Consider the following 22,927-nt stretch of genomic DNA (forward strand, 5'->3'; position numbering starts at 1 on the left):
CCGCGGCCCATCTGGCATTTCCCTAATGTGGATTAACCACTTCAGGAGGGAATACCGATGGCTCACACGTTCGAGATCTACAAGGATAACGCCGGCGAGTTCCGCGTGCGCTTCAAGTACAATTCGGAAGTGATGTTCTCGACGCAGGGCTATTCGAGCAAGGCCAGCGCGCAGAACGCGATCGATTCGATCAAGAAGAACGGCCCCGACGCGGCGGTCGAAGATAACAGCTGATTTCCCCCCTCGTCATTGCGAGGAGCCAAAGGCGACGAAGCAATCCATGGACGAACCGCCCAGCGTGCGGATGGCCTGGATCATGGATTGCTTCGCCTGCGGCTCGCAATGACGAGAATGTCAGTGCGGGAAGCTCGATTTCGGATCGGCCTGCCGCACCGCTTCCTCGCTCGCCAGCGCGTCGGCGCGTTCGTTTTCGGGGTGGCCGGCGTGGCCCTTCACCCATTGCCATGACACCTTGTGGGGCCGCACGGCCGCGATCAGCTCGCGCCACAGGTCCTCGTTGGCGACCGGCTTTTTCGCCGCATTCACCCACCCGCGCTTCTGCCAGCCGAAGATCCACTGGGTCATCCCGTCGATGACATAGCGGCTGTCGGTGTGGACGGTGACCGCGCAGGGCTCCTTCAGTGCGGTGAGGCCGCGCAGCACGGCGGTCATTTCCATCCGGTTGTTGGTCGTCTCGGGCTCGCCGCCGACCAGTTCCTTCTCGTGCCCGCCGCTGCGCAGGATCGCGGCCCAGCCGCCCGGGCCCGGATTGCCCTTGCACGCGCCGTCGGTGAAGATGTCGACCTGTTTCATCGCCGCGGCTTTGGCGGGAGGCGTGTCAGCCTGCAAGCAGGGCCGCGCCGTGGTCGTGGTAAAACTGCCAGCGCCGCGCGAACTGCATCGGGTCCTTGCGGGTGACGAGCGCATCGTCGGGCGTGTCGAGCCAGTCCTCGGCGCGGGATGCGACGAACCTGAGGCACGCGCCCTTGGCGACCTCGGGGAAGATCGCGCGCTCTTCCGCCGTCAGGCGGCGGACCGACTGGTAGCCCTCAGCCAGCGCCGCGCCGCAATCCGCGCGGTAGGCGTTCGCGGCATCGAAGCACCACGCGGCATGGGTCACGGCGAGGTCGAGCACCATCGGGCCGGTGCAGGCGAAGTAGAAATCGATCAACCCCGTCACCCGGTCGCCCAGCATCAGCACGTTGTCGGGGAAGAGATCGGTGTGGGTCTGCGAGTGCGGGAGCGCCGCAAGGTCGAGCGCCGCGGCGGCGCGGGCGTGACCGATCATCGCGGGCAGCGCGGGGTCGATCGTCGCCAAAGCATCGGCTCCGCAGGTCTCGAGGATCGCGGCCGAGGCGGCGAAGTCCATCGCGTTGGCGCGGGTTTGCGGGAAATCGGCGGCGGCAAGGTGGAGGTTCGCCAGCACCTCGCCCACGGCGCGGGCCTGCTGCGGGGTGGGCCGCGTCGGCGAGACCCCTGGCAGGAACTCGATCAGCGCTGCCGCCTTGCCCTCGACCATCCGCCACGAAGCGCCCTCGCGGTCGTGCATCGTGCGCGGCACCGGACATCCCTTGCCGGCCAGATGATCGAGCAGTCCGAGGAAATAGGGGAGGTCCGCATAGTCGATCCGCCGCTCGTAGAGCGTGAGGATGAAGCGCGTGCCGGATGTGCCGGAACCCGTCGTCTCGACCAGCCAGTTGGAATTGGAGACCCCCTCGGCGATCCCCTTGGCCATCACCAGCCCGCCGACGTCATATTGCGCGATCAGCCGGGCGAGGTCCTCCGCGCCGAGGTGCGTGTAGACGGCCATCGCCCTGCGGAACCCTTACTCGGTCAACTGGCGGGGCAGCTTGAAAACCATCTTCTCGACCGTGGCGGTGATCTCGCGCTCGCGGATGGTGCGGTGCTGGGCGAGGGCGGCGACCACCTCGCGCACGAGGATTTCCGGCGCCGAGGCCCCGGCGGTCAGCCCCAGCGTCTCCACCCCTTCGAGCCACGCGAAGTCGATCTCGGAGGCGCGCTGGATCAGCTTGGCGGGGGTGCCGAGCCGCTCCGACACCTCGACCAGCCGCAGCGAGTTCGAGGAATTGGGCGCGCCGATCACCAGCACCAGATCGCAGTCGTGTGCCAGCTCCTTCACCGCCGCCTGACGGTTGGACGTGGCATAGCAGATGTCCTCCGCCTTCGGCCCGAGGATATTGGGATAGCGCCACTCCAAAGCCTGGATCACCTCGCGGGTATCATCCACCGACAGCGTCGTCTGGGTGAGGTAGGCCAGCTCCTCGTCGGAATCGAAGGGCAGCTTGTCGACGTCCTCGATGGTCTCCACAAGGGTCATCTGCCCCGGCTCGACCTGGCCCATCGTGCCGATCACCTCGGGGTGGCCTTCGTGGCCGATGAAGATGATGTGGCGGCCCTTTTCGATCTGGCGCTCGGCCTGGCGGTGGATCTTGCTCACCAGCGGGCAGGTGGCATCGACATAGAGCAGCTGGCGGCGCTTGGCCTCGGCCGGCACCGTCTTGGGCACGCCGTGGGCGCTGAACACCACTGGTGCATCGTCGGGCACTTCGTTCAGTTCCTTGACGAACACGGCGCCCTTGGCCTTCAGCCCTTCGACCACGTATTTGTTGTGGACGATCTCGTGGCGCACATAGACCGGCGCGCCGTAGCGTTCGAGCGCCTTCTCGACGATCTCGATCGCGCGGTCGACCCCGGCACAGAAGCCGCGCGGGGCGGCGATCAGCAGGTTCAGGGGCGGCAGCTCGGCGGCGGGAGCATCGGTGGCGGGAAAGGGCGCGTTCATGTCGCCCCCTCTAGCGCTTTCCACCCGTCCTCGCTAGGGCGCACGGGATCGTTTAATTCGAGGACGGCTTTGATGATGCTCCGCGCACGCGCCCTTTTTGCCCTGACCGCCGTGGCGGCGCTGTCCGCCTGCTCGCAGAAGGGCGAGCTGGTGATCGACCAGGGCGTCGGCATCGCCAGCGTGCTGACCCTGTGCCCGGCAGTCGGCATCCCCGACTACACCGGCGACATCACCACCTTCCGCAATCCGGCCGACACCACCGTCGCCAGCCTCGATGTCAGCGCGGCGATGACCAACCTGCGCAGCGAGTGCAACGACACCGCCGACAAGGTCTATTCCGAAGCGAGCTTCACCGTGAACGCGCGGCGCACCGACACGCGCGGCGCGCGCACGGTCGAGCTCCCTTATTTCGTCACCGTCGTGCGCGGCGGCAGCGCGGTGGTCTCCAAGCGCATCGGCACCGTCACGCTCGCCTTCGCCGACGGGCAGGAGCGCGCCTCGGCGACCGCCAAGGCCGGCAGCTTCGTCAACCGCGCCGATGCCGCGCTGCCCGAGGACATCCGCCAGAAGATCACGAAGCGACGCCGGGCGGGCGACGAGGAAGCAGCCCTCGATCCGCTCGCCGATCCCGAAGTGAAGGCCGCGATCGCGCGCACCCGCTTCGAAATGCTGGTCGGCTTCCAGCTGACCGAAGCGCAGCTGAAGTACAACGCGACGCGCTGATTTCTTGCGGGGGCGCCTCCGCGCCCCCGTCCTCGGTGCTGTTCCCTTCGCTTCGCTTCGGGGCACCTGCGGCTCGCTCCGTGCGCTCGCGACGCCTTTGGCGTCGAAACATCGCCACACGCTGCGTTTCGTTTGTGTCCCTTCCTCCCCGCCCCGGGCTTGACCCGGGGCCCCGCTTCCTATCTTGCACGCGCGACATATCGCGCCAGACGCACGAGAACACGATGACCGCCACGAAAACCCTCTACGCCGCCTATGCCGCGCTGATCGAAAGCGTTCTGACCGAACTGGTCGCCGAGGGCACGCTGCCCGCCGGCACCAGCTTCGCCAACGTCACGCTCGAGCCGCCGCGCGATGCATCGCACGGCGACCTGGCGACCAACGCCGCGATGGTTCTCGCCAAGCCCGCCGGATTGAACCCGCGCGCGCTGGCCGAGGCGATCACGGGCAAGCTCGCCGCGCACGCGGGCATCACCAGCGCCGAGATCGCCGGCCCCGGCTTCATCAACCTGCGCCTCGCGCCTGCCGCATGGCTCGACGAGCTTGCCGCCATCGCCACCCTCGGTGCCGACTACGGCCGTTCGCAGATGGGCGAGGGGCGGATGGTCAATGTCGAGTACGTCTCGGCCAACCCCACCGGCCCGATGCACATGGGCCACTGCCGCGGCGCGGTGGTGGGCGATGCGCTTGCGGGCCTGCTTGAATTCGCCGGGCACCGCGTCACCAAGGAATATTACGTCAACGACGCGGGGGCGCAGGTCGATGTCCTCGCCCGCTCGGTGCACATGCGGTATCGCGAAGCGCTGGGCGAGGCAATCATCATCCCCGAAGGCCTCTATCCGGGCGACTACCTCGTGCCGGTCGGGCAGGCGCTTGCCGCCGAGTTCGGCGACCGGTACGCCGCCGCGCCCGAAGCCGAGTGGCTGCTCACGTTCCGCACCCGCGCCGTCGCGGCGATGATGGACATGATCCGCGCAGATCTGGCGACGCTCGGCATTGCCCACGACCTCTTCTCTTCGGAGGCCGAATTGCAGGCCTCGGGCAAGGTCGATGCGGCCGAAGCCTGGCTGCGCGCGCATGACCTCGTCTATGACGGCGTCCTCGAAGCCCCCAAGGGCAAGGCCCCGCCGGAAGACTGGGAGCCGGTCTCGCTGCCGCTGTTCCGTTCGACCAATTTCGGCGACGATCAGGATCGCCCGATCAAGAAGTCGAACGGGGCGTGGACTTACTTTGGCGCGGACCTCGCCTACCACTTCCAGAAGGCCCAGAGCGCAGATGCGCTGGTGGACATCTGGGGCGCGGACCATGCCGGCACCGTCAAGCGGATCAAGGCGGCGGTGGCGGCCCTGACCAGCGCGGATGGTGCGGCCCCCAAGCCCTTCGAGGTCAAGCTCGTCCAGATGGTGCAGCTGATGAAGGGCGGCCAGCCGTTCAAGATGTCCAAGCGCGCGGGCAATTTCGTCACGCTCGCCGATGTCGTCGAAATGGTCGGCAAGGACGTGGTGCGCTTCACCATGCTGACCCGCAAGCCCGACGCGCAGATGGATTTCGACTTCGACAAGGTGGTCGAGGCCTCGAAGGACAATCCGGTCTTCTATGTGCAATACGCCCACGCGCGCATCCGCTCGACGCTGCGCAAGGCCGCGGACATCGGGATCGTGCCGTCCGATGCCGCACTGGACAGGCTGGGGGCCGAAGAGCTGGCGCTGGTCGCCCGCGCCGCGCAGTTCCCGCGCGAGATCGAAGCCGCGGCCCGCGCGCGCGAGCCGCACCGGATCGCCTTCTACCTATATGATCTGGCCGCCGACCTCCATTCCTACTGGAACCTCGGTAATGACCGCCCGGAAAAGCGCTTCATCGTGGAACAGGATGCAGAGCTGACCGCGGCGAGGCTTTTCCTTGCGCAGGCAATCGGGCAAGTGATCCGCAATGGTCTCGGCGTTCTGGGCGTCGAGGCGGTGGAAAGCATGTGATTCTGCCCGAGGGGGGCTTGGTGTCGTGATGGTCGATGCGGAATACGAGGAACTGGGCGAAGCGGACGGCGAGCTTGATCTTGCCGATACCGACAGCCTGCCCTGGCTCGAATCCGACGAGGAGGACGAGGAAGCGGGCGGGCTGGATACCAGCCAAATCATGCTCTTCGCGCTCGGGCTCGTGGCGCTGCTCGGTGTGGTGGTTGCGGGCGTGTGGTGGGTGTCGAACCGCGCCGCCAACAGCGAAATCGTCGCCGATGGCAGCGTGATCGCCGCGCCCGAAGGCCCGATCAAGACCCGGCCCGACGATCCGGGCGGCAAGGAATTCGCCGGCACGGGCAATGTCGCGCCGGTGGTGGGCGAGGGCGGATCGCGCCCGGCGGTGGTCGCCGAGCCGACCATGCCCGCGCTGCCCGGCCCCGCCGCCTCGCCCTCGGCCGCCGCGACGAAGCCGATGCCTGCCGCCTCGCCTTCGGCTGCGCCTGTCCCCGGGGTCGGCGTGCAGCTCGCCGCCTACGGCACCCGCGCCCGCGCCGAGGAAGGCTGGCAGCAGGTCTCGCGCCGCACCGATGCCCTGACCGGGGTCAAGTACCGGATCGTCGAGGGCAAGGTCGATATCGGCACGGTCTATCGCCTGCAGGCCGTCGCCGGCAGCCGCGCCGAGGCGGACCGGCTGTGCGCCGCGCTCAAGGCCGACGGGGTCGATTGTCAGGTCAAATAGGGTCGAAATAGGTGGGGATTGGGGCGGGTCAGACCCCGTCTAGACCCCCTCCAGCCCTTGCTAGACCCCCCTTAGAGTGCGACTTTGGGGCATGATTCCGGCGATTTTCGGCATTTCCGGCCCCGTCCTCACTCCGGACGAACGCGCCTTCTTCCGCGATTGCGACCCGGCGGGCTACATCCTGTTCGGTCGCAATATCGTCGATCCGGAGCAGCTGCGCGCGCTGACCGATGACTTGCGGGCGATCCACGGGAGAGAGCGCCTGCTGGTCTCGATCGACCAGGAAGGCGGCCGCGTGGCGCGCCTGAGGCCGCCGCACTGGGTGGGCTATCCGGCGGGCCAGTCCTTTGAAAAGCTGTATGAAATCGCTCCCGCCAGCGCGATCGAGGCGGCGCGGGCCAATGCCACCGCGATGGCGCTGGAGCTGTCGGCGATGGGGATCACGGTCGATTACCACCCCCCGCTCGACCTGCGCGTGCCCGGCGCCCACGACGTGATCGGCGACCGCTCCTTCGGCGAAGACCCGATGCAGGTGGCAGCGATCGGCCGCGCGATCCTCGAAGGCCTCGCAGCGGGCGGGGTCGCCGGTTGCATCAAGCACATGCCCGGCCACGGCAGGACCGATGTCGACACCCACAAGGCGCTCCCCACCGTCACCGCTTCGGCCGACGAGCTGGAGGCCGACCTCGCGCCGTTTCGCACGCTTAATCATGCACTTGTCGGCATGACAGGGCACCTCGTCTTCACCGCATGGGATGCCGAGAACCCCGCCACCCTGTCGCAAACCGTGATCCGCGACGTGATCCGCGGCCGCATCGGCTTCGACGGGCTGCTGCTTACCGACGACATCGACATGGAGGCATTGGGCGGCTCGATCCCAGAACGCGCCGCGCGCGCGCACGCGGCGGGGTGCGACATCGTCCTCAATTGCTGGGCGAAGATGGACGACATGACGGGCATCTGCGAGGTGCTCCCCGCCATGTCCGAGGCCACCACCGCGCGGCTCGACCGGGCGCTGGCGGGCACGCGGGTCGCCGATGGGATCGCGCCGCAAGCCACGGAATTGCTGGCGAAACGCGACGCTCTGCTCGCGCTGACAGGGACGCCTGCATGACCGCGCCCGACCAGCCCTTCATGTTCGCCGCCGACGCCGGACGGCCGGACACCGATGCGCTCTATCTCGAACTCGACGGCTGGGAAGGCCCGCTCGACCTGCTGCTCGATCTCGCGCGGCGACAGAAGGTCGATCTCAGGCAGATCTCGATCCTCGCGCTGGTCGACCAGTACCTCAATTACATCGAGCGGGCGGGCGCGCTGAAGCTGGAACTGGCGGCCGATTACCTCGTGATGGCGGCCTGGCTCGCCTATCTCAAGTCGGCGATGCTGCTGCCCAAGGCGGAGCAGGAAGATCCCTCACCGGAGGAACTGGCGCTCCGGCTCCAGATCCGCCTGCAACGCCTCGGCGCGATGCGCGAGGCGGCGGGCCGTCTGATGGGCCGCGACCGGATCGGGCGCGACGTGTTCCTGCGCGGCGCGCCCGAGGGCCTGCGCACCGACCGCAAGACCGTGTGGCGCTCGGACCTCTTCACCCTCATCCAGGCCTATGGGCAGGTGAAGGCCCGCACCGCGCCGCGCATCTATCACGTGGCGAACCGCCCCGTGATGACGCTCGATTCCGCGCTCGAGCGGGTCTCGGCGATGCTTGGCGTGACGCTCGAATGGATGGAAATCCGCGACTTCCTGCCGCCCCATGCCTCGCCCGAACTGAAGCGCTCGGCGCTCGCCTCGTCCTTCGTCGCGGCGCTGGAACTGGCCAAGCGCGGGCGGGCCGAGCTGGAGCAGGAGGGCGCCTTCGCCCCCTTGCGCATCCGCCGCCTCAAGGACGCCGCTGCATGAGTGAGGAGCCCGGCACCCTCGAACGCGCGGTGGAAGCGACGCTGTTCGCCGCCGAGGAGCCGATGACGGTCGAGGCGCTGGCGGGCCATCTCGGCGGGCTCGCGCATGGCGATGTGCGCGAGGCACTGGCCCTGCTCGAAGCCCGCTACCGCGCCCGCGGCGTGCATCTGGTCGAGCGCGGTGGGCGCTGGCATTTCGAGACTGCGCCTGACCTCGCCCACCTGCTGCGGCGCGAGAAGGAGCAGGTGCGCCGCCTCAGCCGCGCGGCGACCGAGGTGCTCGCCATCATCGCCTATCACGAGCCCGTCAGCCGCGCCGAGATCGAGTCGATCCGCGGGGTGCAGACCAGCGCGGGCACTCTGGACGTGCTGATGGAGGCGGGCTGGGTGAAACCTGCGGGCCGCCGCGAGGTGCCCGGGCGTCCGGTGATCTATGCGACCACGCCCGACTTCCTCGACCACTTCGGCCTATCGAGCCGCCGCGACCTGCCCGGCATCGACGAACTGCGCGCCGCCGGTCTGCTCGATCCGGTCGACGAGGCAATGGAGAACGCGATGCGCTTCGAGCCCGACGAGGAGCCCGACGAAGACAGCACGCCGGACGACGAGAATCTGGCGGACTGACTGGCAATTCGCGTGAAGCTGCCCTAAATGGGCCTCTACCAGATCCGGGCAGGTTCCCGGCCATGCGGCGCACCATACCCCCTCGGGCCGCATTTCAGGAGTTGAGACAATGGGTAGCCTTTCCCTCGTTCACTGGCTGATCGTCCTGCTGGTCGTGCTGATCCTGTTCGGACGCGGCCGCATCTCGGAAATGATGGGCGATTTCGGCAAGGGCATCTCGAGCTTCAAGAAGGGCCTCAACGAGACCGACGAGCAGGTCGCCAAGGCCGCGCGGATCGAGCCCCCGGCGGCTCCGGTCGAGACCCCGGCCCCCGCGCCGGTCGAGAAGACCGACAGCACCGGCGCCTGATCGCGCTCCCTGACCGCAAGCCGGGCATTCCCCCATGTTCGATGTCGGCGCCGGAGAGCTGCTGGTCATTCTGATCGTCGCCGTGGTGGTGATCGGGCCCAAGGACCTGCCGCTCGCCATGCGCACCGCAGGCCGCTGGATCGGCAAGATGCGGCGCATTTCGGCCCATTTCCGCTCCGGCATCGACGCGATGGTGCGCGAGGCCGAGCTGGAGGAAATGGAGAAGAAGTGGAAGGCGCAGAACGAGGAAATCATGCGCCGCTCCGCTGCCCTGACCGAAGCCGAGGCGGGCGCGCCGGTGATGACGGGGCCGCCACCCGTTGAGACGGCCCCGGCCGTGACCTCGCCTGCCGAGCCGCCTGCCGCTGACACGCCCCCGGTCGAGCCTGCTGCCGAGCCGCTCGCCCAGCTGCCGCTGCCCGAACCCGCGCCCAAGGGCTCCAGCGCCGATGTTTAAGATCGAGGATCTCGACGAGACCCGGGCGCCGCTGCTCGACCACCTGATCGAGCTGCGCACCCGCATCGTGCGCGCGCTGATGGCGCTGGGGGTGGGCTTCGCGATCTGCCTCTACTTCGCCGACGAGATCCTCGGCATCCTTGTCTTTCCGCTGAAGCAGGCCTTCCCCAACGGGCAGGGCCAGCTGATCTTCACCAAGCTGCCCGAGGTGTTCTTCGTCGAGCTCAAGGTCGCGCTGTTCGCGGGCTTTTTCGTCAGCTTCCCGATCATCGCCAACCAGATGTGGGCCTTCATCGCGCCCGGGCTCTATGCGCGCGAGAAGAAGGCGTTTCTGCCCTTCCTGCTGGCGACCCCGGTGCTGTTCACCGCGGGGGCCTCGCTGGCCTATTTTCTGGTGATGCCGACCGCGTTCAAGTTCTTCCTCGGCTTCGGGGGCACGGCGGGCGGGCTGAAGGTCGAGGCGCTGCCGAGCGCGGGCGAATATCTCAACCTCGTGATGCAGTTCATCCTCGGCTTCGGGGTGACCTTCCTGCTGCCGGTGCTGCTGCTGCTGCTCCACCGCGCAGGGATCGTCAGCCGCGAGCAGATGGTGGCGGCGCGGCGCTATGTGATCGTCGGCATCTTCGTGATCGCCGCGATCGTGACCCCGCCCGATCCGGGCTCGCAGATCATCCTTGCCGTGCCGCTTCTGCTGCTGTTCGAAGCCTCGCTGGTGCTGATGAAACTGCAGGAAAAGGCCGTCGCAGCCGACAAGCTGGCGCGCGAGGCGGAGGAAGCGGCAGAACGCGCGGCGGCGGAGTAAGCGTTCTTGTCGTCAGCCACCTTCGGTGGCTCAGACCTCCCGCCCCGCCTCCCCACCCGGCCACCAATAGTACCACTATGTTGTGGTGGCCGGGTGGGGAGGCGGGGCGGGAGGTCTGCATCGCGCGCCAGCGCGATCGCAAAATCAACGCACCTTGACCCCGCCGACCCACACCTGGAGCACCTTCATCTCGCGCAGCGCCTCGGGCGAGGCGAAGAGAGGGTCGCGGTCGACGATCAGGAAGTCCGCGCGCTCGCCCGGCAGCAGACGGCCGAAGCGGCCCTCGGCGAAACCGGCATAGGCGGCATCGGCGGTGAAGCCTGCGAGCGCCTGTTCGCGGCTCACCGTCTCCTGCGGGAACCACCCGCCGAAGGGTTCCCCCTTGGCATCGGTGCGGCTGATCGCGGCGGCCATCCCGGCCCAGGGATCGGCGGGCTCGACGGGCGAGTCCGAACCGAAGGCGAGCCTGCCGCCGACCTTCAGCACGCTCCGCCACGGATAGGCCCCCGCCAGCCGGTCCGGACCGAGCCGCGCCTCGGCCATCAGCCGGTCGGAGGTCTGGTGGAGCGGCTGCATCGAGGCGATCACCCCGTGCTGGCCCAGCCGCGCGATGTCGGCGGGATCGACGATCTGGGCGTGCTCGATCCGCCAGCGGCGATCACCCTTGTAGCTTTCCGAAAGCTCCTCGATCGCGGCAAGGACCTCGGCATTGGCGGCATCGCCGATGGCGTGGACGGCGGTCTGGAAATTGTCCATCGCCGCGCGGCTCATCAGGTTGCGGAGCTGCGAGGGGCTGAGCAGCGGCAGGCCGCGGGTGCCGTGATCGTCGGCATAGGGCGCCTTGAGGCTCGCTCCGCGCGAACCCAGCGCGCCGTCGAGGAACAGCTTGATCCCGCCCATCCGCAGGTGATCCTTGTAGAGCCAGCCGGTCGGCTCCGGCCCCGCCATCAGCTCCAGCGTCTCGACAGAATCGGCATAGGACATGATGCGGATCTGCAAGCGCCCCTCGTCGCCCGCGCGGCGGAAAGCGGTCCAGTCGGCGGGCTTGGTGCCCATGTCGGCCACCGCGGTGACGCCCTTGGCCAGCAGCACCTCCTGCGCCTTGGCGAGCGCGAGATCGCGGTCCTCGGGGCGCGGGGCGGGGACGACCTTGCCCACCAGCTGCACCGCGTTGTCGACGAAGACGCCAGCGGGCGCGCCCTTGGCATCGCGGATGATCTTGCCGCCTGCCGGATCGGGGGTCTTGGCGGTGATCCCGGCGGCCTCGATCGCGAGCGTGTTGGCCCACTGCGCGTGATTGTCGGCCCGTTCGAGCCACACGGGGCGGTCGCTCACCACCGCGTCGAGCTCGGCGGCGGTCGGGAAACGGCCGAGGCCCCACTTCTCCTGGTTCCAGCCGCGCCCGATGATCCAGGGGCGGCCCGGATTGGCTTCGGCAAAGGCCTTGATCTTGGCCAGCGCGTCCTCGAGCGAGGTCGTGCCCGACAGGTCGAGCGTCAGCGCGGCAAAGCCGGTGTCCATCACGTGGACATGGGCATCGATCATGCCCGGCAGCATCACCCGCCCTTCGCCATCGAGCCGGTAGTCGGTCTGCGGACGCTTGTCGCTGCGGTCGAGAACGGCGGTGATCTTTCCGTCGTCGTCGAACACCAGCCCCGAGAAGCGCTTGACCTTGCCCTCGGCGTCGATCGTCACCCCGTCGACATTGTCGACCAGCGTGTCGGCAAAGGCGGGGGCGGCAAGGGCGAGGGAGGAGGCAGCAAGAAGAGCGGAAACGAAGCGCATGGCGATCCCTGGGAAAGCGGTGAGGCGGGCTGCCTATCGCCTTCTCGGGCGCTTGCCAACTTTCACCCCTGCACAGAATTCCTTTCGTGGCCGCGGCCCAAGCAACATTGCCCTTGCGCGTCCAAGGCTCTAATCGCCTCGGCACTATGTCGACACAGCTTGCCGCATCGAACCCCAAGGGCGCCGCCGCCACGCCGGCCGACCTGACCCTCGACGACGTCCGCGCCGCTGCCGCGCGGATTGCCGGATCGGTGGTCAACACCCCGATGATGCACTCGATCACGCTGTCGGAGATTACCGGCGCGGATATCTGGCTGAAGTTCGAGAACCTCCAGTTCACCGCCGCCTACAAGGAGCGTGGGGCATTGAATGCGCTGCTGCTGCTCGACGAGGAACAGCGCGCACGCGGCGTGATTGCGGCCTCGGCCGGCAACCATTCGCAGGGCCTCTCCTATCACGGCACCCGTCTGGGCGTGCCGGTCACCATCGTCATGCCCAAGCCCACCCCCACGGTGAAGGTGATGCAGACCGAGAGCGTCGGCGGCAAGGTGGTGCTCGAGGGCGAGACCTTCGACGAGGCCTATGCCTATGCCCGCAAGCTCGAAGGCGAGCTGGGCCTGACCTTCGTCCACCCCTTCGATGATCCCCACGTCGCGGCGGGCGCGGGCACCGTGGCGCTCGAAATGCTGCAAGTGAAACCCGATCTCGATTGCATCGTTACCCCGATCGGCGGGGGCGGGCTGATTTCGGGCATGGCGACCGTCGCCAAGGCCATCAACCCCGATATCGAGGTCGTGGGCGTGCAGGCGGGTCTGTTCCCCTCGATGTTCGACCGGATCAAGGGCGCGAACCTGCCCTGCGGCGGCGACACGCTGGCCGAGGGCATCGCGGTCAAGGTGCCGGGCGATTTCACCAGCAAGGTGATCGCCGAGCGGGTCGACGATATCGTGCTGGTGGATGAACCCGCGCTCGAAAAGGCGGTGGCGCTGCTGCTCCAGATCGAGAAGACCGTGGTCGAGGGCGCGGGCGCGGCAGGGCTGGCCGCAGTGCTGCGCAATCCGGCGCGCTTTGCGGGGAAGACCATCGGCCTCGCGCTGTGCGGCGGCAATATCGACACGCGCCTCCTCGCCAACGTGCTGCTGCGCGATCTGGCGCGGCAGGGCCGCCTTGCGCGACTGCGCATCACCTTGCAGGACCGCCCCGGCGCGCTGTTCCGCGTGATGCGCCTGTTCGACGAGCACAACGTCAACATCATCGAGATCTACCACCAGCGCATCTTCACCACGCTGCCGGCCAAGGGCCTGATCACCGACATCGAATGCGAGGCGCGCGATGCCGAGCAGGTCGAGCGGCTGGTCGAGGGCCTGCGCGCCAACGGCTACTCGGTGCAGCTGGTCGAACTCGGCTGATTTCCGCGAAAATCCGGTGACGCGGACCGGGGTTAACGTCCCGGTTTGCACCATTGCGGCTGCGCTTTTGCGGTGGCCTGCGCAGCCATGTGCCAATTTCGCGATATTTTCATGGTTAAGGGACTTTTACCGGAGCGAAGGTGTGGGCATAAGATTTTCTTAACACTTTCGCCCATCCGCGATTCAGCGCTCAAAGGACAGGCCCCACCCGTGACGGCACCGATCCGCTTCCCTCGCTTCTTCGTGACCAGCCCCGCGCCGTGCCCCTATCTGCCGGGCCGCAGCGAGCGCAAGGTGTTCACCGAGCTGAAGGGGCCGCACGCGGATCAGCTGAACGAGGCGCTGGGCCGCATCGGGTTCCGCCGCAGCCAGACGGTCGCCTATCGTCCCTCCTGCCTCGATTGCCAGGCCTGCGTCTCGGTGCGGGTGGTGGCGGGCAAGTTCCAGCCCTCGGCCACGCAGAAGCGCGATCTGAAGCGCAACAGCGACCTCATCGTCACCGAATGCCGCCCTTGGGCGACCGACGAGCAGTTCGCGCTGCTCGCCCGCTATCTCGGCCAGCGCCACCCCGATGGCGGGATGTCGGCGATGGACGAGCTCGATTATGCCGACATGATCGAGCACACGCCGGTCTCCAGCGTCGTCACCGAATATCGTGAGCCTGGTCCCAACGGGAAGCCGGGGCGGCTGGTGGGCGCGTGCCTGACCGACCGTCAGGGTGACGGCCTGTCGATGATCTACTCTTTCTACGAGCCCGATCACCCGACCCGCGCGGGTCTCGGCAACTTTATTATCCTCGATCATATCCGCCGCGCGGCGGCTGAGGCATTGCCTTACGTCTATCTGGGTTACTGGGTCGAAGGCAGTCCGCGCATGCAGTACAAGGTTCGCTATCGTCCGCTCGAGCGGCTGACGCGCGAAGGCTGGCAGCTCATGGAGGCCGGTGACCAGCACCGCCTGATCGCAGCGGCAACCGCGCCGCGCCGCGCGCAGGACGAAAGCCTCGCCGCCGTGCGGGGCAAGGATGGCCAGCCTGTCAAGTTCACGGCCAGCTGAGGCCCGTCGGCGGGCCACTCTCCGTCTCGCTATTGTCGCAGGATTGGGTAACGCCGCGCTGGCGATCACCGGCGGGGCGGCCCATGCGGCTGCCGCGGCGCAGCCTGCCCAGCCGGGCGCGGAGCAGGTGGAGAAGCCGCCTGAAACGCCCGAGGTAACCGCGGTCGCCCCCGAGCCAGAGCCCGTTCCCCAATCGCTCGACGACCTGATCCCGGAAGAAGCCGTCAACAATCCCGAAGCCTGGGCGACCGGCGGCGTGCCCGGCACCACCCCGCAGGTCGAGGATGTCGATCCGCTTGCCGCTGCGCCCGATCCGGCCTTCGATGCTGCCTTCACCGCACTGGGCGATCCTTCGGCCGATGCGGGCCTGCCTGCCCCGGTCGATGGCGGCCTTGGCGATTTCGCGCTTGAGGATATCCAGCCGCTCCCCGCCGATCCCGAGCTTGAAGCGCTCGCCAGCATCGATGCGCCGGTGCTCGCCGAACTGCCAGAACTCGCCGAAACCCGCATCAGCAGCACGCTGGTGCTCGCGCTCCCCACGGCAGAGGCCGCCTTCCCCGAGAAGGACGAATTCGTCGAGCGCTTCCGCGACCTGTCCACCTTGCGCGAGCTCGACGATGGCGAGGAAGCCGCCCCGCAGGTCGCCGCCCGCGCGCGGGCCGATGCCGAACTGCTCGGCGATATCCTGCGCACCTATGGCTATTACAGCGGCGAGGTGGTGCGCCAGCTTTCGGGCGGTCGCCGCGCGGGCGAGGCGGCGGAGGACGCTGCCGAGGCCGCCGCCAGCGAGCCGCGCGTGCGCTTCGATATCCTGCCCGGGCCGCGTTATACCTTCGGCACCATCGATCTCGGCGCGCTCTCCGCCCTGCCGGAGCCCGATGCCACCCGCCTGCGCGAGGTCTTCGCCATCGCCTCGGGCGATCCGCTCTACGCCGACCGCATCATCGAGCGCGAGATCGACTTGCGCGTGGCGCTGGGCGAAAGCGGCTATCCCTTCGCCGAGGTGGCCGAGCCGGAATTGCTGATCGACCATGCGCGCGAACAGGGCGACCTGACGCTCGATGTCGAACCCAAGGGCAAATATGTCTTCGGCGAAGTGGTGAGCAACGACCCGCGCTTCCTGTCGGGCAAGCACCTCGCACGGATCGCCCGCTTCGACCGGGGCGACACCTTCCAGCAGAGCCTCGAGACCGATCTGCGCCGCGCGATCATCGCCACCGGGCTTGTCTCCAGCGTCACCGTCACTCCGCGCGAGACCCGCGCGCCCGAGGGCGGCAGGCCGGGCGAGGTCGCGGTCGATGTCGCCTTCGAACGCGCGCCGGTGCGCACCATCGCGGGCGCGATCGGTTACGGCACCGAGGACGGGATCAAGCTCGAAACCCGCTGGGAGCATCGCAACCTCTTCCCGCCCGAAGGCGCGCTGCGGCTGCGCGGCATCCTCGGCACGCGCGAGGCGCTGGCGAGTGTGGGCGTGCGGCGCAACAACTTCCTCGGCCGCGACCAGGTGCTCACCGTCGACGTGTTCGGCAGCGACATCACCACCCAGGCGGTGGACTCGCGCGGCTTCGGGACGCGGGCGACCTTCGAGAAGGTCTCCAACATCCTGTTCCAGAAGCCGGTCAGCTGGCAGATCGGCGGCGAGCTGCTCTATACCGACGAGCGCAACCGCACTGCGCGTGTCGCGCCCGGCGGGCCGGTGCCGCGCCAGACCTATCTGATCGGCGGGCTGTTCGGATCGCTCACGCTCGATGCGAGCGACGATCTGCTCGACCCGACCGAGGGCTGGCGCGCGACGCTGTTTGTCGCCCCGGAAGTCTCGCGGCAGGGCGGGGCGCAAACCTTCTATGTTCGCACGCAAGCCGACGCGAGCTATTACCAGAGCTTCGGCGAGCTGACGCTGGCGGGCCGCGTGCGCGCGGCGACGATCCAGGGCGCGGCGGCCGAGGACATCGCGCCCTCGCGCAGGCTCTATGCCGGCGGCGGGGCCTCGGTACGCGGCTACGGGTTCCAGGGCGTCGGCCCGCGCGACACGGCGGGCAATCCGGAGGGCGGCGCCTCGCTGGTCGAATTCGCGCTCGAAGCCCGCATCCCGACCCCGCTGTTCGGCGGGGCGATCGAGGTGGTGCCCTTCATCGACGGCGGCTCGGTCGCGCGCGGATCGACCCCGGACTTCGACGAGATCCGCTTCGGTGTAGGCGTCGGCATCCGCTACAAGACGACCTTCGGCCCGATCCGCGTCGATGTCGCAACCCCGCTCAATCCCACGCAGTTCGATAGCCCCGTGGTGGTCTATGTCAGCCTCGGGCAGGCGTTCTGATGGCCGGGGGGGTGGAGACCGCCGGCGACACCGCGCCGCCGCCGCCGCCGCCGTCGTCCGGTGCCCGGCGGCGCTGGGGGAAGCGGCTGGGCTGGATCTTGGGCCTGCTGCTCGCCCCCTTCCTCCTCACCGCGCTGTTCTTCGCCACGCCCATCGGCAAGCGCTTCATCGCCGACCGCATCGCCGCCACCGCGCCCGCCTCGGGGCTCAGGTTCAGCGTCGGACGGATCGAGGGCGACATCTACGGGCAGGCGGTGCTGCGCAAGGTGGTGGTGAGCGACCCCAAGGGCGCGTTCCTCACTATTCCCGAAGTGCGGCTCGACTGGCGGCCGCTGAACTGGCTGTGGAGCGGGCTCGACATCCGCGAGGTCACGGCGCGGCGCGGGCGGCTGACGCGCCTGCCCGAACTGCTCCCCGGCGACCCCGATGCGCCTCTGCTCCCCGATTTCGACATCCGCGTCGACAAGCTGGTGATCGACGATCTGGTGATCGCCAAGGGCCTCGCCACCGGGCGGGACGAGCGCACCGATCTCACCGCGAAAATCGACATCCGCGAAGGCCGCGCGCTGATCGACGCCAAGGCGAAGCTCGGCGCGGAGGACCGCATCGCGCTGCTGCTCGATGCCGAGCCCGATGGCGACCGCTTCGAGCTGGAGGGCGATTACCGCGCGCCGGCGGGCGGCGTGCTGGCAGGGCTGGCGGGCTTGCAGGCGGGCTACACCGCGCGGATCGTGGGTGACGGCACCTGGGCGCGCTGGCGCGGTGCGGCGGTGGCCCGCAGAATCGGCGCACCGGGCGAGCGGGTCGCGGCGTTCCGGATTGCCAATGACGCGGGGCGTTACGGCGTGCTCGGCCAGCTGCGCAGCGGTCTTGCGGGCGACACCATCGCGGGCCGCGCTCTGGGCGATACGACCTCGCTCGCCGCCAGCTTCACGCTCGCCGACAGCGTGATCGAAGGGCGCGCGGCGGCGGTCTCCTCAGGCGCTGACCTGCGCGCGGCGGGCATGGCGAACCTCGCCGACAAGCTCACCGATGGCGCGCGGGTGCGGCTGACCTTGCGCAATCCCGACCTGTTCGGACCCAACCTCAGGATCGAGGGCGGCACGCTCGCCGCGAGCCTCAATGGCGCCTTCGATGATCTCGGGATCAGGCACGAGATCGCGGTGAAGCGTCTCGTCGCCGCCGGAACCGTCACCGCGACAGGGCTGGCGCAGGACGGCAGCGCGCGGCTCAAGGATTCGCTCCTCAGCCTGCCCATTGCGCTCACCGCCGAGCGTGTCACCACCGGCAATGCCTTCGCCGATCCGCGCCTCGTGAAGGGCCGCGCGGGCGGGGTGCTGACCTTTGACTTCGCGCGCAACTTCCTCGCCATCGACCGCGCGCAGATCATCTTCCCGGGGCTCGAGGCGATGCTGGCGCTGCGGGGCGATATCCCGGCGGGCGCCTATGCCATCGCGGGCCCGGTCGAGGCGAGGCGCCTCAAGGTCGAGGGCGCGGGCGAGGTAACCGCCAATGCCAAGATCCTCGCCAAGTTCGGCCCCGCCGTGCCGTGGAGCCTGCGCGCCAATCTCTCCGGCGTGCTGAGCCGGATCGGCAATGCCACCATCGTCAACCTCGCAGGCGAAAGGGTAGCCTTCAAGGGCGAGCTCGGCATGGGGGCGGGCCAGCCGATCGTCTTCAGGAACACCACCGTCACCGCCCCGCGTCTGACCGCGCGGCTCGACAGCAAGGTGGTGACCGGCGGCGGCGTGACCCGCACCGTGCTCGCCGGGAGCGGGCGGCAGGCGCAATATGGCCCCTTCAGCTTCGATGCCGAGATCGCCGCCGATGGCCCGCGCGCCGTGCTGGTGCTCGCCGATCCCTATCCGGCTGCCGGCCTCAAGGACGTGCGCATCGCGCTCGCGCCGAGCCAGGAGGGCTTCGGGCTCGATGTGGCGGGCCAGTCGCTGCTCGGCGAATTCGACGGCGCGCTCGAGCTGTTCCTGCCCGAGAACGCGCCGACACGGATCGCGATCAACCGGCTCAATGTCTACAAGACCGACGTGACCGGCGAGGTCGTGCTGCGCGACGAGGGCGTGGCGGGCGACCTGAGGCTCGCGGGCGGGGGCGTCAACGGCACGGTCAATTTCCGCCCGCAGGATGGCGGCGCGATCGGCTTTGCGGTCGATCTGGCGGCGCGCAACGCGAGCTTCAGCGGCGCGACCCCGATCAGCATCACCCGCGCCGATCTGCAGGCGACCGGGCGCTATGCCGATGGCAATGCCACGATCGACGCCGATGTCTCGGCCGCGGGCTTTGAATATGGCAGCCTCAGCCTTGCCAACCTCACTGCCAAGGCGGCGATCAGGAACGGGCAGGGCAAGGTGACGGGCACGGTCTCCGGCCGCCGCGCGGACCGCTTCGCGCTCAATTTCGACGCCGATGTCGCCGCCAACCGGATCGCGGCGGTGGCGCGCGGGCAATATGGCAATGCCCGGATCACCATGCCGCGCCGCGCGGTGCTGACGGCCCGGGACGAGGGCGGCTGGGCCCTCGCTCCCACCCAGATCGGCTTCGGCGGCGGCTTTGCCATCGCGCGCGGCAGCTTCGGCGGCGGGGCGACCGATGTCGAGCTGAAGGTCTCGCAACTGCCGCTGCGGCTGCTCGATCTCGCAGGGGCGGACTTGGGGCTGGGCGGACGGCTCACCGGCGTGATCGATTACCGTCAGGCGGGCCGCGACGCCCCCACCGCCCGGGCGCGGGGGCGGATCGACCGCTTCAGCCGCGCGGGGTTGGTGCTCTCGTCCAAGCCCATCAACGTGCTCGGGGTGGTCGACCTTGGCGCGGATCGCATGACCGCCGCCGCCCGCCTGTTCGAAGGTGACGCGCGGCGCGGCGACGTGACGGTCGCGATCAACGGCCTCGGCCCGGACGGGGCGCTCCCAGACCGGCTGATGCGCGGGCGGCTCGACGCGCGCCTCGCCTTCGACGGTGCGGCCGAGACCTTGTGGCGGCTCGCGGCGGTCGAGGCCTTCGACCTTGCCGGCCCGGTCCGCATCGGCGCCCGCGCGACCGGCACGCTCGCCGATCCGCGCATCACCGGCACCGTCGCGAGCGACGACCTCACCGTCCAGAGCGCGCTCACCGGCACGCGCATCACCAAGGTCACCGCGCGCGGGCGCTTTGCCGGATCGCGGCTCGAACTGGTGCGCTTTGCCGGCCAGACCGCCGGAGACGGGACGATCAGCGGCAGCGGCACGGTCGACCTTGGCGGGATGAGCGCGACGCGTGGCCCCGCGCTCGATCTGCGCGCGGCGGTGAAGGACGCGCGGCTGCTCGACGCCAACGGCTTGCAGGCGACGATCACTGGCCCCTTGCGGATCGTCTCCAGCGGCATCGGCGGCACCATCGCGGGCCGTGTCACCATCGACCGCGCGCGCTGGGCGCTGGGCCGCGCGGCCGAGGACAATGCGCTGCCCCGGATCGCCACGCGCGAGATCAACGGCGAGGGCCGCGGGCGCACGCAGGTTTCGGGCCGCGATGCGACCTGGCGCTATCTCGTCAACGCCTCGGCCCCCAACCGCGTGGCGGTGGAAGGGCTGGGGCTGGAGAGCGAGTGGGGCATCGATATCGCCCTGCGCGGCACGGTCGCCGATCCGCGCATCGGCGGCACCGCGCGGCTGGTGCGGGGCGACTACACCTTCGCCGGCACCCGCTTCGAGCTGACCCGCGGGCGCATCCTGTTCGACGTGGGCGAGCCGATCAACCCGCGCCTCGACGTGCTGGCCGAGACGTCGAAGAACGGCACCAATGTCGATATCGCGATCACCGGCAACGCCCAGTCGCCCAGCATCGCCTTTTCGAGCGACCCCTCGCTGCCCGAGGAGGAGATCCTCGCGCGGCTGCTGTTTGGCGGGTCTGTGACCTCGCTCTCGGCGACCGACGCCGTGCAGCTGGCCGCCGCGCTGGCCGCGCTCCAGGGCGGGGGCGGGGGGCTCGATCCCATCGGCCAGCTGCGGCGTTCGATCGGGCTCGACCAGCTGCGCATCGTCAGCGCCGACCCGCTGATCGGGCGCGGCACGGGCATCGCCATCGGCAAGAACATCACCCGCAACATCTATGTCGAGCTGGTCACCGACGGACGCGGCTACAGCGCGACGCAGGTCGAATACCGCATCACCAGCTGGCTGGCGCTGCTCGGCACGGTATCGACCATCGGGCGCGATTCGGTGCTGGTGCAGGTCTCGCGGGATTATTGAGGAATCCTTGTTTCCGCACGCCTCCGGCGCGCGAAATCCTCGCTCACGCGGCCTGAAGGCCACATCGCTGCGGGCGGCCGTTCGGCCTTGCGGTGGCTGCGCCGCCGATAACCAGCCCTAGCCATCCTCGCTCGTATACAATTCGGCCTCCTCCGCCCGCCGCCGGACGAGGCCTTGCAGCACCTTCCCGTCGGCGCGGGTCCAGCGGGCGAATTCGTGCGCGGCGCCGGCATGGTCGCCTGCCACGTGCTTGCGGGTGAGCGTCGCGCTCCGGATCGCGCCGGTGTTGTAGTGGAAGCTGACCAGCGCATCGAACTGGCTCTGGGTGGTCAGCGCCTTGCCGATCGCCTTCGACACCTCGGCAGCGAAACGGTCGAGGTCAAGCGCGAGGCGGATGTCGCATTGCGCCTGCGTCCAGACGGTATCCGGGCCGATCATGCCGCCGGTGAAATGGTCGCGCCCGGTCGCGCCCCAGCCGATGGTCCAGGGCGCAGCGCCGGTGCCGGGGTCGGGATAGGCCGCGATCAGCCCGTCCGGCCGGAGCCGCGCGCAGCCCTCGAAGCGCTTGATGAGCGCGATGCCGGCGGGGCCGATGGGGCGGGCGGGGGCGGGCTGCACGGCGGCGGGAATGGCGGCGAGCTTGCGCATCAGCACAGTGAGCGGGGTGGAGGGCTGGTAGGGCATGGCGGAGCCTCTTCGTGAACGGTGAGGCCCGGCGATTGAGCATGCTTTGGCGGAGTAGGAAAATGGTTTCCTGCGCGCCGGCGTGAGGGGTGACAAGAGTTCTTGACTGACAAGAACTCTTGTCTGTAAAGAGCTCTTGTCAGGTGGCGCCACGATTCGCTTTCGGATCCCACGCAAAGCCCGAATGCACTTCATCAACTTGCTGCCGGAACCGAACGTGGAAAACCGTCTGAAGCACTACCGGGAGGAACGGGGCTGGAGCCAGGGTGAACTCGCCCGCCGCCTCGGCGTCTCGCGCCAGACGATCAACGCGGTCGAGACCGACAAGTACGATCCCTCGCTGCCCCTCGCGCTGCGCATGGCGCGCCTGTTCGAGGTGGCGGTGCCGGATCTGTTCATCGATCAATGGGAGCCCGAAGCATGATGACCCAGGAAAAGTCCCCCGCAACCCCGCGCTGGGTGAAGAAGCTGCTGATCCCCGCCCTGATCGGGGCCGCGGCGGGCTATGCCGCTGCAACCGCGATGATGCACTACATCGACAGCCCCGCGATCGGCGGTCTCGGCGAGTCCGCGACCGTCGCGGCGCTGACCGCGCTGGTCTATATCGTCGTCGGCCTCGGCGTCGCTTTCGGAGCCGCCAGCCCCAAGGTCGGCGCGCGCTTCCTCAACGTCGAGGACGCGGATGAACTGCGCGAGCAGAAGAAGGTGCTCACGCTCTCGGGTGCGGCCATGACGCTGTGGGGTGCGAGCCTGCTGGCGCTGGCCTTGGCGGCGCCCGACGGGCCCGTCCCGCAGGGTCTCGCACTGGCAATTGGCCTCGGGGGGCTGGTGGTCGGCAGCTGGCTTTCGCTGGTGGTCTACCGCGCCAGTGACGAGCTGATGCGCGCGGTCAATCTCGAGGCGGGGGCGCTCACCTACGGCCTTGTCCTGCTGGTGGCCGGCGGCTGGGCCATGCTGGCGCACCTCGGCTACACCGCCGCGCCGCAACCGCTCGATATCTTGAGTCTGTTCTATGCGCTGGTACTGGTGGCGAGCTTCATCGTCATCGGCCGGCGCGGGATGCTGATGCCACGGTGACCACCTCTGCTCGA

General features: G+C 68.9%; 21 protein-coding genes. 16 read left to right on the top strand and 5 right to left on the bottom strand.

The annotated features are described in order from the left end of the window. Positions 1 to 57: 57 nt before the first annotated feature. Entirely contained in the window at positions 58 to 234 is a 177-nt protein-coding gene (locus tag BZF57_RS01815) for a YegP family protein (RefSeq protein WP_069309665.1), read from the top strand. A 120-nt stretch (positions 235 to 354) separates the two neighbouring features. Here the strand turns inward: BZF57_RS01815 and rnhA are convergent, their stop codons facing one another. Genes rnhA through ispH form a run of 3 tightly spaced genes read right to left on the bottom strand, consistent with a single transcriptional unit; the run spans position 355 to position 2,803 of the window. Next, positions 355 to 813: a ribonuclease HI gene (gene rnhA / locus BZF57_RS01820; RefSeq protein WP_086733997.1), complete on the bottom strand. Its 459-nt coding sequence runs from the start codon at positions 811 to 813 to the stop codon at positions 355 to 357. Positions 814 to 838: 25 nt separating this feature from the next. After that, on the bottom strand, positions 839 to 1,810 hold the full coding sequence (locus BZF57_RS01825; RefSeq protein ID WP_086733999.1) for a homoserine kinase: 972 nt from the start codon (positions 1,808 to 1,810) through the stop codon (positions 839 to 841). A gap of 15 nt (positions 1,811 to 1,825) precedes the next feature. Beyond that, the gene (gene ispH, locus BZF57_RS01830) at positions 1,826 to 2,803 is read right to left on the bottom strand and encodes a 4-hydroxy-3-methylbut-2-enyl diphosphate reductase (protein WP_086734001.1); all 978 of its coding nucleotides are present in this window, start codon (positions 2,801 to 2,803) and stop codon (positions 1,826 to 1,828) included. Between the two features lie 72 nt (positions 2,804 to 2,875). Between ispH and BZF57_RS01835 the strand changes: the two genes are divergently transcribed. From BZF57_RS01835 to tatC, 9 genes are all read left to right on the top strand, one after another. Then, positions 2,876 to 3,526 (top strand): hypothetical protein, encoded by a 651-nt coding sequence (locus BZF57_RS01835; RefSeq protein WP_086734003.1) that lies wholly within the window; start codon positions 2,876 to 2,878, stop codon positions 3,524 to 3,526. A gap of 224 nt (positions 3,527 to 3,750) precedes the next feature. After that, positions 3,751 to 5,499 (top strand): arginine--tRNA ligase, encoded by a 1,749-nt coding sequence (argS, locus tag BZF57_RS01840; protein ID WP_086734005.1) that lies wholly within the window; start codon positions 3,751 to 3,753, stop codon positions 5,497 to 5,499. Between the two features lie 28 nt (positions 5,500 to 5,527). Further along, positions 5,528 to 6,220, top strand: coding sequence for an SPOR domain-containing protein (locus BZF57_RS01845; protein WP_086734007.1), 693 nt, complete (start codon positions 5,528 to 5,530; stop codon positions 6,218 to 6,220). A gap of 91 nt (positions 6,221 to 6,311) precedes the next feature. After that, positions 6,312 to 7,334 carry a beta-N-acetylhexosaminidase gene (nagZ, locus tag BZF57_RS01850; RefSeq protein WP_086734010.1) on the top strand — a complete coding sequence of 341 codons (1,023 nt, stop codon included), beginning with the start codon at positions 6,312 to 6,314 and terminating at the stop codon, positions 7,332 to 7,334. Continuing rightward, a complete protein-coding gene (locus BZF57_RS01855) occupies positions 7,331 to 8,116 on the top strand; it encodes a segregation and condensation protein A (protein ID WP_086734012.1) in 786 nt (261 codons plus the stop codon). Before nagZ ends, BZF57_RS01855 begins: the two co-directional genes overlap by 4 nt. After that, complete coding sequence (scpB, locus tag BZF57_RS01860) at positions 8,113 to 8,739, top strand: SMC-Scp complex subunit ScpB (protein WP_086734014.1); 627 nt, start codon at positions 8,113 to 8,115, stop codon at positions 8,737 to 8,739. Before BZF57_RS01855 ends, scpB begins: the two co-directional genes overlap by 4 nt. A 109-nt stretch (positions 8,740 to 8,848) precedes the next feature. Beyond that, a complete protein-coding gene (locus tag BZF57_RS01865; RefSeq protein WP_086734016.1) occupies positions 8,849 to 9,088 on the top strand; it encodes a twin-arginine translocase TatA/TatE family subunit in 240 nt (79 codons plus the stop codon). A gap of 34 nt (positions 9,089 to 9,122) precedes the next feature. Next, positions 9,123 to 9,545, top strand: coding sequence for a Sec-independent protein translocase protein TatB (gene tatB, locus BZF57_RS01870; RefSeq protein ID WP_086734018.1), 423 nt, complete (start codon positions 9,123 to 9,125; stop codon positions 9,543 to 9,545). Next, on the top strand, positions 9,538 to 10,347 hold the full coding sequence (tatC, locus tag BZF57_RS01875) for a twin-arginine translocase subunit TatC (protein ID WP_086734020.1): 810 nt from the start codon (positions 9,538 to 9,540) through the stop codon (positions 10,345 to 10,347). The genes tatB and tatC overlap by 8 nt, the downstream gene beginning before the upstream one ends. A gap of 144 nt (positions 10,348 to 10,491) precedes the next feature. Here tatC and BZF57_RS01880 read toward each other — a convergent pair whose 3' ends face one another. Further along, positions 10,492 to 12,132 carry an amidohydrolase gene (locus BZF57_RS01880; RefSeq protein ID WP_086734022.1) on the bottom strand — a complete coding sequence of 547 codons (1,641 nt, stop codon included), beginning with the start codon at positions 12,130 to 12,132 and terminating at the stop codon, positions 10,492 to 10,494. Between the two features lie 146 nt (positions 12,133 to 12,278). Between BZF57_RS01880 and BZF57_RS01885 the strand changes: the two genes are divergently transcribed. From BZF57_RS01885 to BZF57_RS01900, 4 genes are all read left to right on the top strand, one after another. Next, positions 12,279 to 13,541, top strand: coding sequence for a threonine ammonia-lyase (locus BZF57_RS01885; RefSeq protein ID WP_086734024.1), 1,263 nt, complete (start codon positions 12,279 to 12,281; stop codon positions 13,539 to 13,541). A 210-nt stretch (positions 13,542 to 13,751) separates the two neighbouring features. Next, complete coding sequence (locus BZF57_RS01890) at positions 13,752 to 14,597, top strand: arginyltransferase (RefSeq protein ID WP_086734026.1); 846 nt, start codon at positions 13,752 to 13,754, stop codon at positions 14,595 to 14,597. Between the two features lie 43 nt (positions 14,598 to 14,640). After that, entirely contained in the window at positions 14,641 to 16,914 is a 2,274-nt protein-coding gene (locus tag BZF57_RS01895) for an autotransporter assembly complex protein TamA (RefSeq protein ID WP_086734028.1), read from the top strand. Further along, a complete protein-coding gene (locus BZF57_RS01900) occupies positions 16,914 to 21,152 on the top strand; it encodes a translocation/assembly module TamB domain-containing protein (protein WP_086734031.1) in 4,239 nt (1,412 codons plus the stop codon). Before BZF57_RS01895 ends, BZF57_RS01900 begins: the two co-directional genes overlap by 1 nt. Before the next feature lie 117 nt (positions 21,153 to 21,269). On the opposite strand, the gene BZF57_RS01905 is transcribed toward BZF57_RS01900, so the two are convergent. After that, positions 21,270 to 21,836 carry a lysozyme gene (locus BZF57_RS01905; RefSeq protein WP_086734033.1) on the bottom strand — a complete coding sequence of 189 codons (567 nt, stop codon included), beginning with the start codon at positions 21,834 to 21,836 and terminating at the stop codon, positions 21,270 to 21,272. A 217-nt stretch (positions 21,837 to 22,053) separates the two neighbouring features. On the opposite strand from BZF57_RS01905, the gene BZF57_RS01910 reads away from it, so the two are divergent. Both BZF57_RS01910 and BZF57_RS01915 read left to right on the top strand, forming a co-directional pair. After that, positions 22,054 to 22,260 (top strand): helix-turn-helix transcriptional regulator, encoded by a 207-nt coding sequence (locus BZF57_RS01910; protein WP_086734593.1) that lies wholly within the window; start codon positions 22,054 to 22,056, stop codon positions 22,258 to 22,260. Beyond that, entirely contained in the window at positions 22,257 to 22,913 is a 657-nt protein-coding gene (locus BZF57_RS01915; RefSeq protein ID WP_143738303.1) for a hypothetical protein, read from the top strand. The genes BZF57_RS01910 and BZF57_RS01915 overlap by 4 nt, the downstream gene beginning before the upstream one ends. The last annotated feature ends 14 nt before the right edge of the window (positions 22,914 to 22,927 follow it).

This window comes from Erythrobacter colymbi (assembly GCF_002155685.1).
In the GTDB taxonomy this organism is placed as follows: Bacteria; Pseudomonadota; Alphaproteobacteria; order Sphingomonadales; family Sphingomonadaceae; genus Erythrobacter; species Erythrobacter colymbi.